The 14,449-nt window shown below is 44.4% G+C and carries 17 protein-coding genes; 6 read left to right on the top strand and 11 right to left on the bottom strand.

The annotated features are described in order from the left end of the window. Positions 1-44 precede the first annotated feature (44 nt). Complete coding sequence (locus tag FXV91_RS01280; RefSeq protein WP_229387551.1) at positions 45-1,148, bottom strand: outer membrane lipoprotein-sorting protein; 1,104 nt, start codon at positions 1,146-1,148, stop codon at positions 45-47. A 70-nt stretch (positions 1,149-1,218) separates the two neighbouring features. Further along, complete coding sequence (locus FXV91_RS01285) at positions 1,219-2,100, bottom strand: outer membrane lipoprotein carrier protein LolA (protein ID WP_229387553.1); 882 nt, start codon at positions 2,098-2,100, stop codon at positions 1,219-1,221. Positions 2,101-2,606: 506 nt separating this feature from the next. Here FXV91_RS01285 and FXV91_RS01290 point away from each other — a divergent pair. Then, positions 2,607-4,022, top strand: coding sequence for a M3 family metallopeptidase (locus FXV91_RS01290; protein WP_229387555.1), 1,416 nt, complete (start codon positions 2,607-2,609; stop codon positions 4,020-4,022). Positions 4,023-4,035: 13 nt separating this feature from the next. On the opposite strand, the gene FXV91_RS01295 is transcribed toward FXV91_RS01290, so the two are convergent. Continuing rightward, a complete protein-coding gene (locus tag FXV91_RS01295; protein WP_229387557.1) occupies positions 4,036-4,176 on the bottom strand; it encodes a hypothetical protein in 141 nt (46 codons plus the stop codon). An 85-nt stretch (positions 4,177-4,261) separates the two neighbouring features. Here FXV91_RS01295 and FXV91_RS01300 point away from each other — a divergent pair, with 85 nt between their 5' ends. Beyond that, positions 4,262-4,738: a methylated-DNA--[protein]-cysteine S-methyltransferase gene (locus FXV91_RS01300; protein ID WP_229387559.1), complete on the top strand. Its 477-nt coding sequence runs from the start codon at positions 4,262-4,264 to the stop codon at positions 4,736-4,738. Positions 4,739-4,987: 249 nt separating this feature from the next. Next, positions 4,988-5,731 carry an epoxyqueuosine reductase gene (locus tag FXV91_RS01305; protein WP_229387561.1) on the top strand — a complete coding sequence of 248 codons (744 nt, stop codon included), beginning with the start codon at positions 4,988-4,990 and terminating at the stop codon, positions 5,729-5,731. 101 nt (positions 5,732-5,832) lie between these two features. Here FXV91_RS01305 and FXV91_RS01310 read toward each other — a convergent pair whose 3' ends face one another. Continuing rightward, on the bottom strand, positions 5,833-6,786 hold the full coding sequence (locus FXV91_RS01310) for a DUF1616 domain-containing protein (RefSeq protein ID WP_229387563.1): 954 nt from the start codon (positions 6,784-6,786) through the stop codon (positions 5,833-5,835). Positions 6,787-6,905: 119 nt separating this feature from the next. Between FXV91_RS01310 and FXV91_RS01315 the strand changes: the two genes are divergently transcribed. Next, positions 6,906-7,694, top strand: coding sequence for an S-adenosyl-l-methionine hydroxide adenosyltransferase family protein (locus tag FXV91_RS01315; RefSeq protein ID WP_229387565.1), 789 nt, complete (start codon positions 6,906-6,908; stop codon positions 7,692-7,694). A gap of 122 nt (positions 7,695-7,816) precedes the next feature. Here FXV91_RS01315 and FXV91_RS01320 read toward each other — a convergent pair whose 3' ends face one another. Next, positions 7,817-7,990: a hypothetical protein gene (locus FXV91_RS01320; protein ID WP_229387567.1), complete on the bottom strand. Its 174-nt coding sequence runs from the start codon at positions 7,988-7,990 to the stop codon at positions 7,817-7,819. 1 nt (position 7,991) lies between these two features. Here FXV91_RS01320 and FXV91_RS01325 point away from each other — a divergent pair, with 1 nt between their 5' ends. After that, the gene (locus FXV91_RS01325; protein WP_229387569.1) at positions 7,992-9,269 is read left to right on the top strand and encodes a HEAT repeat domain-containing protein; all 1,278 of its coding nucleotides are present in this window, start codon (positions 7,992-7,994) and stop codon (positions 9,267-9,269) included. A 171-nt stretch (positions 9,270-9,440) separates the two neighbouring features. On the opposite strand, the gene FXV91_RS01330 is transcribed toward FXV91_RS01325, so the two are convergent. The 3 genes from FXV91_RS01330 to FXV91_RS01340 all read right to left on the bottom strand — a co-directional run bounded on the left by FXV91_RS01330 (position 9,441) and on the right by FXV91_RS01340 (position 11,962). After that, a complete protein-coding gene (locus FXV91_RS01330; RefSeq protein WP_229387571.1) occupies positions 9,441-10,412 on the bottom strand; it encodes a 2-hydroxyacid dehydrogenase in 972 nt (323 codons plus the stop codon). Positions 10,413-10,417: 5 nt separating this feature from the next. After that, positions 10,418-10,606 (bottom strand): YHS domain-containing protein, encoded by a 189-nt coding sequence (locus FXV91_RS01335; protein ID WP_229387573.1) that lies wholly within the window; start codon positions 10,604-10,606, stop codon positions 10,418-10,420. Between the two features lie 363 nt (positions 10,607-10,969). Continuing rightward, positions 10,970-11,962, bottom strand: a complete 993-nt coding sequence (locus FXV91_RS01340; protein WP_229387575.1) for a radical SAM protein — start codon at positions 11,960-11,962, stop codon at positions 10,970-10,972. Between the two features lie 190 nt (positions 11,963-12,152). Here FXV91_RS01340 and FXV91_RS01345 point away from each other — a divergent pair, with 190 nt between their 5' ends. Further along, entirely contained in the window at positions 12,153-12,389 is a 237-nt protein-coding gene (locus FXV91_RS01345) for a hypothetical protein (protein WP_229387577.1), read from the top strand. Positions 12,390-12,398: 9 nt separating this feature from the next. Here FXV91_RS01345 and rpl12p read toward each other — a convergent pair whose 3' ends face one another. From rpl12p to FXV91_RS01360, 3 genes are read right to left on the bottom strand one after another with little or no spacing between them, the layout of a single operon-like run. Further along, positions 12,399-12,707, bottom strand: a complete 309-nt coding sequence (gene rpl12p / locus FXV91_RS01350; RefSeq protein WP_229387579.1) for a 50S ribosomal protein P1 — start codon at positions 12,705-12,707, stop codon at positions 12,399-12,401. 43 nt (positions 12,708-12,750) lie between these two features. After that, entirely contained in the window at positions 12,751-13,794 is a 1,044-nt protein-coding gene (locus FXV91_RS01355; protein WP_229387581.1) for a 50S ribosomal protein L10, read from the bottom strand. Beyond that, entirely contained in the window at positions 13,795-14,436 is a 642-nt protein-coding gene (locus FXV91_RS01360; RefSeq protein ID WP_229387583.1) for a 50S ribosomal protein L1, read from the bottom strand. Positions 14,437-14,449: the final 13 nt, after the last annotated feature.

Below are 14,449 nucleotides of genomic sequence, written 5' to 3' on the forward strand. Positions count from 1 at the left end.
TTTTCCTGTGTTTTTTGCCGCGAATTTGCTTGGCATAGCAGGATTTATGCTTTTTCCGAAATTGATTCCGCAATTTTCAGCACTTCGGCCTTATCAAGTACTCCTCTCAGACTCAGGTCAACATTTCCAAGCTCCCACTTCAACACTTTCATGTCCCCTAGGGTAAGATACTTTCCTTCTTTCCCGTTGATCGAAACGTCTTCTGCAGAATTCATGATTGCAGCATCCGGGGCCTGACCTTCATATACGGTTTCCGTGATCACCATATTTTCTTCTCCCTCTTTGTAGGTCAGGACGACCGTTTCGGCAGCCTGTCCTTCAGGGGCCGTTTCACTGGTATTGTAGGCTGTAGCATAGCTGAACTCATAACCTTCTGGCAAGTACTCCGGGACCAGGATTTCAAATCCGACACGTTCCTCAGCTTCTTCGAGGCTTAACTCTTCAGGAAGTTCGGTATCTCCGGGATCCATGGTCTTTACGGTTGTCCCTTCCGGAATTTTAAATACAAACTCGGAATCAGGAATCCCGGTGTTTACTTTAAGGTCCCGGATTTCTACTCTTGAAGTCAGTGTTTCATTGCCATCGTACATTTCATATCCGAGGAACATCCAGGTTTCTTTGTCTATCCAGACTTTTATGCTGTATTCAGAGGCCTGTTCTCCTGTTTCTTTCGGAGTCCCCTCTAGCAGGTAAGCTTTCCTTCCTTCAACTTCCTCTGTTTCGAGCAGGGATAGACTCGTATCATTAAGGGCAATTTTTATGAGTGAGAGATAGTCGTTCTCGGTTAGTTCCTGGGTATCGGGGATCTTTGTTTTCATGACTGTGTTTGTCCCCGGGGCATAGGTCCACCTGAATTCCCCATCCGAGAGCACGAGCGTCTCTTCTTCCTTTCCCGGCTCTTCAATGAAGTTTTTTATCATGTGTGGTTTTTTGTACATTGTCTTAAATTCGTTTTCCACGACCTGCTCCCCTATATAGTAGGTCATGTGCATTGTGTACGAATAATCTTCAATGCTGTTCTGTTTCTCCAGCATCCGGGTTGCAATCTCCTCGGCACTCGGTTCTTTTTCCGTACAGCCCGATGCGAAGAGGACCGGAATCAGCAGAACCAGTAATGTAAGTGTTGTAAGTGTTTTCCTGTCTGTCATTTCCTTCACCACTCTATTTTCGGGTTTTTTCCAAACTTCTTTCCTGGCGGTTGAATCCCTCCCATCCCACTCAGGGGCAAAGATCCATGATGAAACCTAAAGCAATCTGTTCGTCTCCATCAGGGCCTGTCAGGTTTTCAGGAGGATATGATTTCCCAAACTCCCTTGTTTCTACAGTTACCCCTTCCGGAACTTCGAATTCAAATTCGGAGTCCGAGATGCCCGTGTTGATTTTCAGGTCTCGTATTTCGTATTTTACTGTCAGGTTTTCGCTGCTGTCATATGTCTCATACCGGAGAAGTGTGCCTGTCTCTTCATCTATCCAGAATTTTTCCCTATATCCTGAAAGAGATCCACCTTCTCCCTCTACTTCTCCCTCTCCCCCTTCTTCTTTATCTTCCTCTCTTTCTTCCCATCCATTTTCGTCGGAGTTCTTCACCAGCAGGTATGCGGGTCTGCCGTCTATCTCTTCTGTCCCGAGAAGGGATACACCACTTTTATTCAGGAGGTCTTTAATGAACCCTGTATCACTTTTTTCTCCAGACTCTTTCTCTGCAGATTCTTTTTCTTCGGATCCGGAAGTTTCAGGCAGTTTTACTTTTATGGTGGTGTTTTTCCAGGGGTAATAGGTCCACATGTACTCCCCGTCCGAGATCTCTACTTTTTCAGGATCTTTTCCCGGCTTTTTTGTTAGAATTCTGTACATGCCAGGGTTCTTGGACATAACCTCAAATTCCCTTTCCAGGTTTTCTCCTTCAAAAAATAAGTTCAGGTGTATTATACATGAGTAATCTTTGATATTGCCCTCTTTTTGCTGTATCTGTTCTGTAATTTCTTCTACTGTAAGTTCCTTTTCTACAGTGAGTTTTTCCCCGCAGCCCGAGTTAAATAAGGCAAGTGTCGTTGCAATAAATGCGACAATAAGTACGGGCAGTAATGTCTTTGTTTTCATTTTCTCCGTCTTCTAACTTTTCCTTTATCTTTTTCTTCGTTTTTTTACCTGAATTTATGTTTTCAGAAGCGTGCTCAGAAGTTTAACCCTTTTTTAATATAACTCTTCCGGAATAAGTTAACAATCATTTGTCTTAATTGCGAAATCTATGTGCATTCATTGGGATATTTTGCTGGCTAAAATTATTAATACTTTTTTTAAAACTTTTGTCCATTAAAAACCGGCAGCTTTTTATTCTACCTCTTAAATTTCTATATATATTTTACTATATTTTTTGGGAAGTTTGGACTTGCTCCTCCCGGAAGTGGGAATGAGCCTGTTTACATACAAATCGAGGTAAAGTTTTATGAAAAGGGACAACGGATGAATGGGAGCAGCTCTTTTCCGAGGAGCCCGAGCTTGAAGAGTACCGGCCCTATTTCGAAGCTGCCTATATCAGGTTTGCAGAACACAGTCCAGAGGACGAGGCCCAGGCCGCATACCTTGCAGATATAGAGAACCAGCGCATGAAACTCCAGACCGAGGCATTTTCTAAGATTACGAACAATGTCACAAGGGCAGGGAATATAACCCTCGAGAGCGAAGAAGAATATGCAGTCAACTCCCAGTCCTTCTATACTCTGCTTTCAACAGACCAGAGCCAGGAAAACAGGAAGAGATGTTATGATCAGAGGTTTTACCATCTGATTGACGAATCGGACTCGATGGCGACCCTCTATTTTGAAAAAGCCCGGCTTGATGACCTTGCCGCAAAGGAGTTGAAATATACTGACTCTTACGAAAAATGCCTTTACCGCCTTTATCTGACTGATTCTCAGGTTGACGGGATGAATTCGGTCTTCAAGGAACGAAAAGACATATTTGAAGGCTACAACGATTTCAGGAAAACAAAGCTCGAGCTTGAAACCCTGAAACCCTATGACCTCTTGCTGGAGTTAACTGAAGAACCGGGAGAAGAGTATGCTTATGTGGATGCTCTGAAAGGTATCCAGAAGTCCTATGCCGGAATGGACCCACGCTTCAATGATATCTTTCTGGAGATGGTTACAGGGAATTTCATAGACGTGTATCCTGATCCCGAAAATGGGAAGCAGCCCGGCGGTTACTGTTACAAACTCTGTGCCCTGCATGCCCCAGCTCTGATCTTCATGAACTATAACGGTCTGATTTCGGACCAGAAGACCCTCACGCATGAACTGGGGCATGGGATTAATTCCTACCTGATGGGCAATTCTGTTGATTATCTTTACTGCACAGGTCAGATTTACGAGATGGAGATTCCTTCCACTTTCAACGAAGAACTCTTTGTCGACTATGTGATCGAAAACTCCGATAGTGATCCCGCTGTTGCAGTGCTCTCCCAGCATATAGGTGAATATCAGAACTATTTCGCTTTCCAGCCTATGATCACGGAATTCGAGCATAAGGCCCACCAGCTCTGCGCTGAAAAAAGCGATGAAAACGGAATTGTCAGCGGAGCAGAACTCAATGCCCTCTGGACTGAATTATATAAAGATTACAGGAGCGACTCCATCGAATACTATGCCGAAGACTCTGCAGAATGGACCAACATCAACCACATCTATCTGGCAAATAACTACTACACCTTCAACTACGCAGTTTCGAAAGCAATAACTCTCGCCCTCTTCAAGCAGTACAGGGAAGACCCGGAGGCTTTCAATGAAAACTACATAGCCTACCTCTCTGCAGGCTCAACGCTGACTCCCGAGGAAAAACTGAAAAAATACTTCGGGATCGAAATCAACAGGCAGCTCTTTGAAGATGCCATGGACGTCGTGGAGTTGAGGATCCAGCAGCTTGAGGAGCTTGAAAAGGAGAGGAACGGACCTAAATTTGAGTCTGCCGCAGAAATCCTTAATATTTACTCGGGATCTTTCTGGAATATGCCACTGCAAAAATGATTAACTGGAAGGCTCAGTGAATTGAAAATCCGGGGCTTTTGAGGGCGTTCTGGATATTTAACTGCCCCTGCCTCCACCTTCCTCTTTTTCGCTTATCTTTGCTCCCGTGAAAAGCTTTTTTCCTTTTGTAGTGCTTCATGTTCTTCCCGGTCATGAGAGTTGCCTGCTGAAGATATATTGAATAAACATTTCTACCATAAGCGATAGAACTACCTGTAACCGGCAGGAGAAGACAAAAAATGTATTATTACATAGTTGAACACCCTATTTGCCCCATTCTTCTCGCAGGAGATGAAGAAGGGCTGAAGCACCTTATCTTCCTGAAAGGCAAAGAGAATGTAAAAATTCCTGATGACTGGGTAGAAAATAAAGAATTTTTCCGGGAAGCTTCCAGGCAGCTTGAAGCTTATTTTTCCGGGAAGCTCAAATCTTTTAATGTAAAGCTGGCCCCAGAAGGTACGGAGTTTCAAAAATCTGTATGGAAGGCTTTGTGCGAAATCCCTTATGGAGAGACCCGGACTTACAAAGATATAGCCGTCTCCATTGGAAACCCGAAGGCTTCCCGGGCTGTGGGGCTTGCAAACAACCGGAATCCGATCGCAATAATAGTGCCATGCCACAGGGTTATCGGGGCAAATGGAAAACTTACCGGCTATGCAAGCGGGCTGGATGTAAAAGAATTCTTATTAAAACTTGAAGAAAATAATTTGAAATAGGAAAAACACAAAGATTCTATCTCAATTCTCTGTGAATGCTGTTTAGTTCTCTGTGAATGAATCAATTTTTCTTCGATTTATTCCATTTATATACCATTTTCAAAAACAGCAATGCGACTATAAGATAGAATATTACCATAAGAGTAGCCATTATTTCAGTAACCCCTATCATCATTATAAGTCCCATTTTGTTATGTTTTTTAATCTATTTAACATCTGTCAAAAAGATAGATTTTCAGGAGAACCATTATGGAGCTCAAAAATAAGATCGAGAATATTATCAAAGAAAGCGCCGCAAATCCCGGCACTGAAACTCGATATCGTGAGCCTCTCGTAGGCTACGCTTCAGCCCGCGATCCAATTTTTGATGAAATGAAGAAAATCATTAGCCCTCACAACCTGCATCCTGAAGAGATCTTTCCCGAAGCAAAAACTGTTGTCTCTTTCTTTCTGCCGTTTGAAAAAGAACTTGTGAAGCTGAACTGGAGATCCCGGGAGCCTGTAGGGGAATGGATTCTGGCTAAAGGCGAAACAGACCGCCTGATTGGAGAAATCAACGAAAAATTGAAGGCTGAGCTGGCAAAAGAGGGTATAAAGGCAGTCGCACCTTCGATTATTTTCGATTATAAAAGTAAGGGTTTCGACGTTTCATGGTCCCACAAGAGCGCAGCCTACGCTGCTGGCCTGGGCACGTTTGGGGTTCACCATATGCTGATCACAAAGGCTGGGTGTGCAGGCCGCTTTGGAACAATATTGATTTCCGCAAAGATTCCTCCCACTCAACGCCCGACAGAAGAATTCTGCCGCTACAAAAAAGGAGAGAAATGCCTTGTCTGTGTGGATAGGTGTCCGGCTGGAGCTCTTACTATAAAAGGGCTTGACAAGGAAAAGTGTTTCAGGCTGCTTCAGGAAAACGCAAAAGCTTTCCCCGAACTTAACCAGCTTGCCTGCGGGAAATGTGCGACCGGACCATGTGCTCTCAAGTCTCGCTGAAACAGGCTAAATTCTTCTCCTTTTTCTATGGATTTAGAGATTTCTAATCATTCAGCTTTTCCTGGGAAAGTGGACTCACTGTTTAATTTCAGCCCAGTTGCTTATAACTCCGTTAACGGGGTTGAACTGTTCTCCAGGAGATTCTGCTTTACATTTATCCATAAATGAAGGTCTCTGTAAGGCACGCTGATATTCCCTTCGAACATGTCTTTTTTGTCCTTATTATAAAGCAAAAATTCAAGTTTCATACTTGTTCCTTCGAAGGGAGGAGTTATATTAATTGCTCTTTCCAGGGTCTCGTTGTTTTCGATAAATACATTTTTCCAATCCTCCGGCAAAGGCAGAGATGTCTCTTCGAGCCTGACTTCCATTGTATAATTCACGGGCTTCTGCTCATGATTTATAATTCCCACTATTACGGTACCGATTTCCTCGAGCATGTATTCTGTAGGATAGTTCTCAGCAGTACCTTCAGGCCCCAGGATGTAGAACTCAGTAAAGGGTTTCTGTATGGATTCCGCAATTTTCAGCATTTCGGTTTTTTCAAGAGATCCCTTCAGAGTTATTTCAACTCCTTCAAGTTCCCACTGCAGTACCTTCAGATCTCCTCGTGCTTCCAGGTATTTTCCATCCCTTCCATTGATACTTATCTTTTCAGCCAATTTTATGAGACTATTTTCTTCAGGCTTGTCTGGATAGATTGTTATTTCAGCTCCCCCAAGCCCCAATTTCCTTTCGTAAACTGTTTCCTTTATCTGGAAGCTTTCATTCCTCTTTTGATAATTAAGGATAACTATTCTGGAATCCTGACCTTCAGGGGTTACAGCACTGCTATCGTATACCATCGAATAATTGAAAGCATATCCTTCAGGCAGGTACTCTGGAGTGATGATTTCAAAGCTGGCCTGTTGTCTGGCTTCTTCAAGGCTAAGTTTTTCGGAGAGAGAATCCTCTTTAGGGTTTAGGGTTTCTGCACTCAGTCCTTCCTCACATCCCGATGTAAAAATAGCCAGGATTATCAAAACTAATATCAATACTACTCTTGCATGCTTCATTTTATATCAACGACCTATACTCTCCTATTAATTTACAATGCTTACCTGACTTTTTCACATCTTGATATATTTTATCAAATTTGCATAATATGAAATACAAAAAAAGCTGAGTGATATTTATGTCTATTATTTCTCTTACTACGGATTTTGGAGATCTCTATCCCGCAGCCATGAAAGCCGTGATCCTTGGAATCAATCCTGAAGTACAGATAGTTGATATAACTCATTCTATCAAGCAGGGAGGAATCAGGGAAGGCGCTTTTGCCCTGTATTCACTTATCCTGTATTTCTCGGCCAAGAGTGTGCATCTGGGAATTGTCGATCCTGGGGTTGGGACTTCTCGCCGTGCCCTTGCCTTAAAAGCCGGCCGTGAAGGCGAAGAGCAGTTCTTCGTGGGTCCTGACAACGGGCTCATGATCCCTGCAGCCCGCCGCCTTGGGAATATGGAAGTGTACGAAATCACAAATAAGGAAATAATGCTTAAGTCGGGGATCTCGGCAACCTTCCACGGCAGGGATATTTTCGCACCTGTGGGAGCCAGGCTCTCAAAAGGTATGCCGATCGAGGCTGTCGGGCATAAGGTGTCGGATTTTGTGGACCTTGATTTCGAAAATTTCGGAATTGACGGGTCATTTCTTGTAGGAGAAGTCGTTTTTGCTGACAGCTTCGGAAATGTAATTACGAATATTCCGGAAGATGCAGTCCTGAAGTTCCGTAATTTCGGCTCACAGGTGGAAGTAAACGGCAGGAAAATTTCCTTTGTCAGGACTTATGGTTTTGTCGGGAAGGAAGAGGCACTCGCACTTATAGGCAGCCATGGCTTTCTTGAAATTGCAGTTAATAAGGGAAGCGCAGCTCTGCAGTTCGGGCTCAAAAGCGGGAGTCCTGTGGCAATAAGGGTTCTCTAAATATCTATGAAACATTGTTTACTCTTTCCAGCTCCAGGCATGGCCCGTTAAATGCCGGAATTTTTATATAACTCTTCGAATACAATCTGCCTGTTAAGAATGAGATTTGTCGACCTGAGAACTTACAAACTCGAATTGCTTTTTTTCTCTTCTCTGGCTATTTTGAGTTTTTTCACGCTTTTCGAGAGCGAAAGCATGGGCACGGCCGGTGGAAGCTCTTCAAATACCTTCTGGCTTCCCTCTGCAGTGATGCAATCTACAGCTGCGTTATATGCCGTATTTATTGCTATTTTCATTTTGTCCCTGCAGAACAACAGGGAAAATATCAATTCTATTGCCAACCGTATAAAGCCCACCCTGAAGATCGTATCCTATACGGCAGCAGGCACGATTTATTTTAATGGGTTGATGCTGATCGTTTTTAGCCTGGGTGCTTTTTCTGAGACTAAAATGAAAATTCTGCTGTTTTTTTCCCTCTTTTCCATGGTAGCGTCACTGATAGCTATTGTCTATTCCTCTATGAACTTGCTAAGCGATGTTTCGGGTCTGAAGACTTCATCGGAAAAATTGATTTATATTTCAGGTCTTCTTAATGGGCAGGAAGGGCCGCGCTCTGAAAACGTTATAAAGCAAAATAGCAGGGACATTGAATTCTGTATTCAAGCGCTAGATGATGAGAGCCCTGAGGTCAGGGTAATTGCTGCCGAAGCTCTGGGACAGGTAAGAGAAAAAAGGAGTGAAAAGGCACTTATCGGGCTTCTTGAGGACCGCAATTCTGCGGTGAGAATTGCTGCAGTCAAAGCCCTTATCCTGGGAGGAAGCGAGGATGCCCTAGAGCCTCTAATTAAACAACTGGCAGATAAAGACCCTGCAGTAAGAATCCGTATTATAGAGGCTCTGGGAAACCTCCATGACAGAAGATCGACCGGGCCTCTTCTCAAAAGCCTGGATGATAAAGTCCCTGAAGTCAGGCTGGCCGCAGCCAGGGCACTGGGAGTCCTGGGTGATGAAAGAGCAGAAGAAGAGCTTATTGAAAAGCTTGACGACAGCCCTGTAGAGTTCCGTAGCCAGGTGGCTCTGGCTCTTGGGAAAATAGGGGGCAAAAGGGCAGCTGTTATGCTTATCCCCCGATTGATGGATACGGATTCCGAGCTTCGAAAACATGCTGCTGAAGCCCTTGGGAATCTGGGTGACCTTCAGGCGGTTGAGCCGCTTCTCAGGTGCCTGGAAGACAAAAGTTCTGGAGTAAGAAATGCCGCCGCGTATTCTCTGGGAGTCCTTAGAGCCGGGAAAGCAGCAGCACCCCTCATAAAAATGCTGCAGCAAAAGGATTCCGAAATCAGGATCACTTCTATCTATGCTCTTGGAGAGATAGGCAGCTGTGAGGCAGTCGATCCTCTTCTTGAGCTTCTCGATGACAGCAACCCCTGGGTCAGGCGGTATGCAGCCGAAGCTCTGGGAAAAATCGGAGATATAAAGGCAACAGGTCCCCTCGTTAAAAATCTTAATGATCCGGATCCGGAGGTAAAGTGGGCTGTAGCCGAAGCTCTAAAAACGCTGGATAAGCAAAAATAAAGGAGGAATGTGTATAAGCAAAAATAAAGAAGGAATCTGTATAAGCAAAAATAAAGAAGGAACGTGCGAACCCTGCGGAAGTCTCTAAACAGAGCAGTCCTTTTAAAAGCTTTTTAGTGCTGTGAATATAATTTTTTACTAAACCATCATCGACAAGGTTGATATTAGACATTAAGGCAGCCTGGACTCTGCAAGCACTTCGGGGTTTACAATATTCTGGGGTCTTCCGGCTACGAACCTTTCTATGTTTTCCACGCAAACGTGTGTACACTCTTCAAGGGATTCTTCCGAAAGGAAAGCTATGTGAGGTGTAAGTACAGCATTTTCCAGCCTGATAAGAGGGTCGTCAGGAGGGAGCGGCTCCTTTTCAAAAACATCAAGACCGGCACCTCTTATTTTCTTCTTTTCCAGGGCTTCTACAAGTGCAGTTTCATCAATTACCTTGCCTCGTGCAGTATTTATTAGAATTGCGCTCTTTTTCATTTTTGCAAGCTCTTTTGCACCTATCATTTTTTCCGTGGATGGGGTTAGAGGCACATGCAGAGTCACTACATCGGATTCGGTAAGCAGTGTATCCAGGTCGACAAACCTCACTCCCAGCTTTCTCGCTTTTTCCTCACTTGGATGCCCGGTTACGGAAAGTATATTCATGTTAAACCCATGCGCTATCTGGATAACCCTCTCCCCTATACTGCCAGTACCTACCACTCCCATTGTCTTTCCCATAAGCTGGTTCCCTATGTAATCCCTCCAGTCAAAATCCCCTTCTCTCAGCTTGCTGTCTGCAGTATGCACTTTCCTCATGAGATTGAGCGCCAGGGCAAAAACCATCTCAGCAACCGAATCAAAAGCATAATCAGGGACATTGGATACAATTATGCCGTTTTCAGTTGCTGTTTTAATGTCTATATGGTCATACCCGGTTTGCCATACCGAAACCATCCTGAGGTTCCGGGAAGCATGAAACTCTTTTTTAGAAAAACCGTGCCTGCCGACCATAACTATGTCCGCATCCTCTACCCTGGAGATAAATTCCTCATTGGAAGATGGCATGCTGTCAAAAACCTCGAGATCTCCCAGAGCCTCAAGCCTTTTTCTATACTCTCCTGGCAGGAATACAGGATCCGAAATAACGATTTTCACCTGTTTCACCTCCCCGGATGATAGAAGCTTATGTACTTTTCCGGATCTTCATCGAATTTCTTTTTGCATGAAAGAGAACAGAAATAGTAAGTCTTTCCCTCGTATTCACTCGTGAACTTTACGTCCTCTCTGTTTAATTTCATCTTGCATACGACATCTGTTTCCATTGACAGGGTAGACTCTGTACCGTTCATAACACTCCCCACATTGCCCCTCTATTTTTATAATAATTAGAAAAATAACTCCATTTAGTATACTTTCGAGATGCATATATGTGTTACCTTATCCGGGATATTGTCAGAAAAGCTTCCCTCCCGAGCGTATCATATAGTCCGGTTCAAGTGCAGTTATCCATCAATAAACCTTAATATTAGAGCTCACTCTATCGAACGGTACTTGAATGGTGCTAATTAACAAAAAATATACAAAAAAGTTAAATAAACCTTTTCAAGCGAAGCAAAAGATTACTTCCCACTAATTAGTCCTTTTGAACGAAGCGAAACTCTGGAAGTAAAACTCAGGTCACAGAGCTACAATTTGACTTCACAACTCGGCTTTCACATCCATTCATAATGCATCAAAACTTCAGGGTTGAAGCTCTGCATTAAACTGTTTTCCGTATACCCGAAAAAGAGGCAGCCTGCACAGTTCTCTACTATTTCCTTTCTGCGCCGTTCGGAATCTTTCCAGACTTTCTCAAAGCCGTCCTTCATCACATTCCCGAGAGCTTCCTGATGTACCCTGCAGGTCTCGGCAGTGCCGTCGTGCGTGACATTGATAATAACGCCGCTCGCCCGGCATTTGTAATCCATTTTTCCGTCCCTGACCATTCTCAGGTAGGTCTTGGAGTTAATTATAGGGTAGCCCTGTCCTTTGAGCTCGATTATGCGGTCAACTGTGTTGCGGAATTTTTCCTTATTACGGATCCCTATTTCGTTCCAGATATCTTTGCTGATTCCGGGAAACTCATGTACAGGCTCAAATGATACTTTTACACCCAGTTTTTCTGCAAGCAAAATAAGGGTTTCAATATCATCCAGATTTTTCCCTGTGAGTACACAGTTCATCAGGATCGGATTTTTCTGTTTCTGGAGTTTCCTGATCTCAATGGCTTTTCTTAAGCCTTTCAGCAGGGTTTCGAAATCCATCTTCCGAATTTCTTTATAGCTTTTTATCCCGTCTACTGAAACCGAAAGGTAATCTACGTCCTCAAGCTCTTCCGCTCTTTCATAGAGCAGCTTTCCATTTGTAACCATAGATGTAACCATCCCGAGTTTCTTTGCGTGAGCCATTATCAGGGGCAGATCCTTTCTGAGGAGGGGTTCCGTAGTCCAGGCATTATATACTCCGATCCCGAATTTTTTCGCATCATCGAGCAACCTGAAAACCTCCTCTCTTGAGGGTTCCTTCCCGGTTTCTTTCCAGTATTCACAGAACCTGCAGCGCATGTTGCAACTGGCATTTACGCCGTGAGAAAGGACAAACGGGCGCTTTTTGATTCTTATCTGCCAGAGGGCTCTTGAAGCAAGGATGGGGTCAAATCGGGACATAGCAATCTCTTTTGTTTTTTACAACAGGATTTTTTTCATGCAAGATTAATTCGCTCTATTCATGAGCTTTTTTATTATAACTTTTTTGTAAGATAGGCCGGAACAGGAGATTCAGAGGTGAAAACTCTCCAGAGATATAGAAATAATCTAAATTGGTCCAAAAGATAATCCCTAAATCGACCACGAAAAATTGTATGGAGATTTCATTCCTGAAAAGCATTTCCGAAAAACATTCCCGAAAAACATTCCCGAAAAACATTCCCGAAAAACATTCCTGAAAAGCATTTCCGAAAAACATTCCCGAAAAACATTCCTTAAGATAACTCTCGAAGCAGTTGAGAAAAAACCGGACTTAATATACTTACTTACTATTGTTGCAATGTATCGGGTCTCAAAAAAAAGGGTGCTCGCCCTGAGGCGAGCTTAGGTATTGAAATTATCCGAAGAGGGCGCCGAGACCGGCCATCCCATCTTCTTCAGAGGTGTCATCTTCTTCCTCTTCTGGCTCCTCGACAGGAGCTTCTGCTGCTGCAGGGGCTGCTGCTGCAGGGGCTGCTGCAGGGGCTGCGAATGCTGCCTTTGCAATTGCTTCTTCGATGTCTACACCGTCAAGGGCTGCAACAAGGGCCTTTGCCCTGGCTTCGTTTACTTCGATACCTGCTGCCTGAAGAACGGCAGTGATTGCTTCTTCGGTAATTGCTTTACCAGCGTTGTGCAATAAGAGAGCTGCATATATGTATTCCATCGTTAATCACCTAATTTTATATTATCGTAAATTGTAAATCTGTTTATCCGAAAAGGGCACCGAGTCCGGCCATTCCGTCTTCTTCGGCATGGTCCTCTTCTTCCTCTTCAGGTTCTTCTTCCTTCTTTTCTTCTTCTGCTGCTGCCGGAGCTGATACTGCAGCTGCTGCTGCGCTTGCGGCTGCCCCGAGAACTTCCCTCAGGTCTTCATCCACAGCATTTTCATCCTTGTCTGCGGCTTTGGACGCAACAGATGTCATCTGGATGTGTGCTTTTGCCAGCAGGGCATCCATGACTCCCGGTTCAAGGATAACAGCATTGACACCGAGGTTCTTTGATTCTGCATAGGCTTTTGCCAGCAGGGTGCCGATTGTTGCACTTGTCGGGTATGCGGTGTTGACTGAAAGGTTGAAAGCGTTCTGAACTGCACTGATAATGTCAGAGAAGTATTTGCTTTCGTCAACTGCAAGGAGTTCCGGCTCGTAAATTGTCCCTTCATCGTAGGCGGCTCTAAGATCAAGCCCTATAATGAGTGGGTATATTTCCAGCTTTGAGAGCATGGTGGCGAGCTTCTGCGGGACTGCCTCGCCTGCTTTACAGACAACTTTAGTTTCCTTTATTGCTACCTTTCCGGCTTCGATTGAGGCAGGAATTCCTGCGCTCTGGAATTCGCCAAGAATCGGACCAGGCGGGAAACTGGTGGGCCCTTTCTGGACAATTATGTCCGCAGGAGCTATTGCGCCTCCTTTGATTGGAGAAGGAGTCTTTGTCTGTTCGAGCAATTTGTAAAGCTTGAAGGGACTTTCATTGGTAAATACCAGAGCAGTCTGCTTGTCAAGATATTTGTTCATCTCGGGAATGGTTTCCCCGAGCTGGTCTAAAGCCCGCTCTGTGAGGGTGTTCCTGGAGACTTTGAGCACCGCAACGTCCTTAAGGTCCCGGCGAATCTTCTGGATCTTAGTTGCGAGGATGCCTTCGATCCCGACCATCCCGAAAACTTTGTGGGATTGGATGAGTTCCTTTATGTTTTCGATTTCATCCTTTTTCCACTGGGGGATGTGCTCGGTGTGATGCCTTTCTTCTGCCATTTACACCACCCTCTCTGATTTTCCCATGGTTGTCGTGACATAGACCGTTCTGAGGTTGTGCTTGCCCTTATCGAGGACACGCTCAAGCCTGGCCATAATAGTTTCAATATTCTCGGCAAGATCATCAGGATTCATAGTCCTTCTGCCGACAGCCACATGGAAGGTAAGTTTGTCTTTTGACCTGAGCCTGACCGCATTTTGCTTACTCTGGATCAGTTCGCCTATATCTTTGTTCGGCATGAGCGGGATAGGCATTTTGCCTCTGGGTCCCAGAACAATACCAAGGTTCTTACCGATTATCGGCATGAACTGAGTTTCAGCAATAAAAAGGTCACATTCGTTTGCAAGAGTTCTGGCTCTGTTTTTGTCAGCTACCAGCTCTTCGAGCTCAACGTCAGAAATAACATACGCAGCACCGGCAGCTTTTGCTCTCAGGCCAACGTCACCCTTTGCAAAAACGCCGATCTTCAGCTCTTTTCCGAGCCCGTGCGGAAGAATTACTTCTTCATCGACTCTGTTCTTTGGTTGGTTCATGTCAAGATTCTTTAAGTTAATCGCCAGGTCCACGCTTTCCGAGAAATTGCGTTTTGGCGACTCCTCAATAACTTTCTTGACAGCTTCCAGTATATTCTTTTCTACCATCTTGTTCCTCCCC

The sequence above is a fragment of the Methanosarcina sp. DH2 genome (assembly GCF_020804225.1).
Taxonomy (GTDB): domain Archaea; phylum Halobacteriota; class Methanosarcinia; order Methanosarcinales; family Methanosarcinaceae; genus Methanosarcina.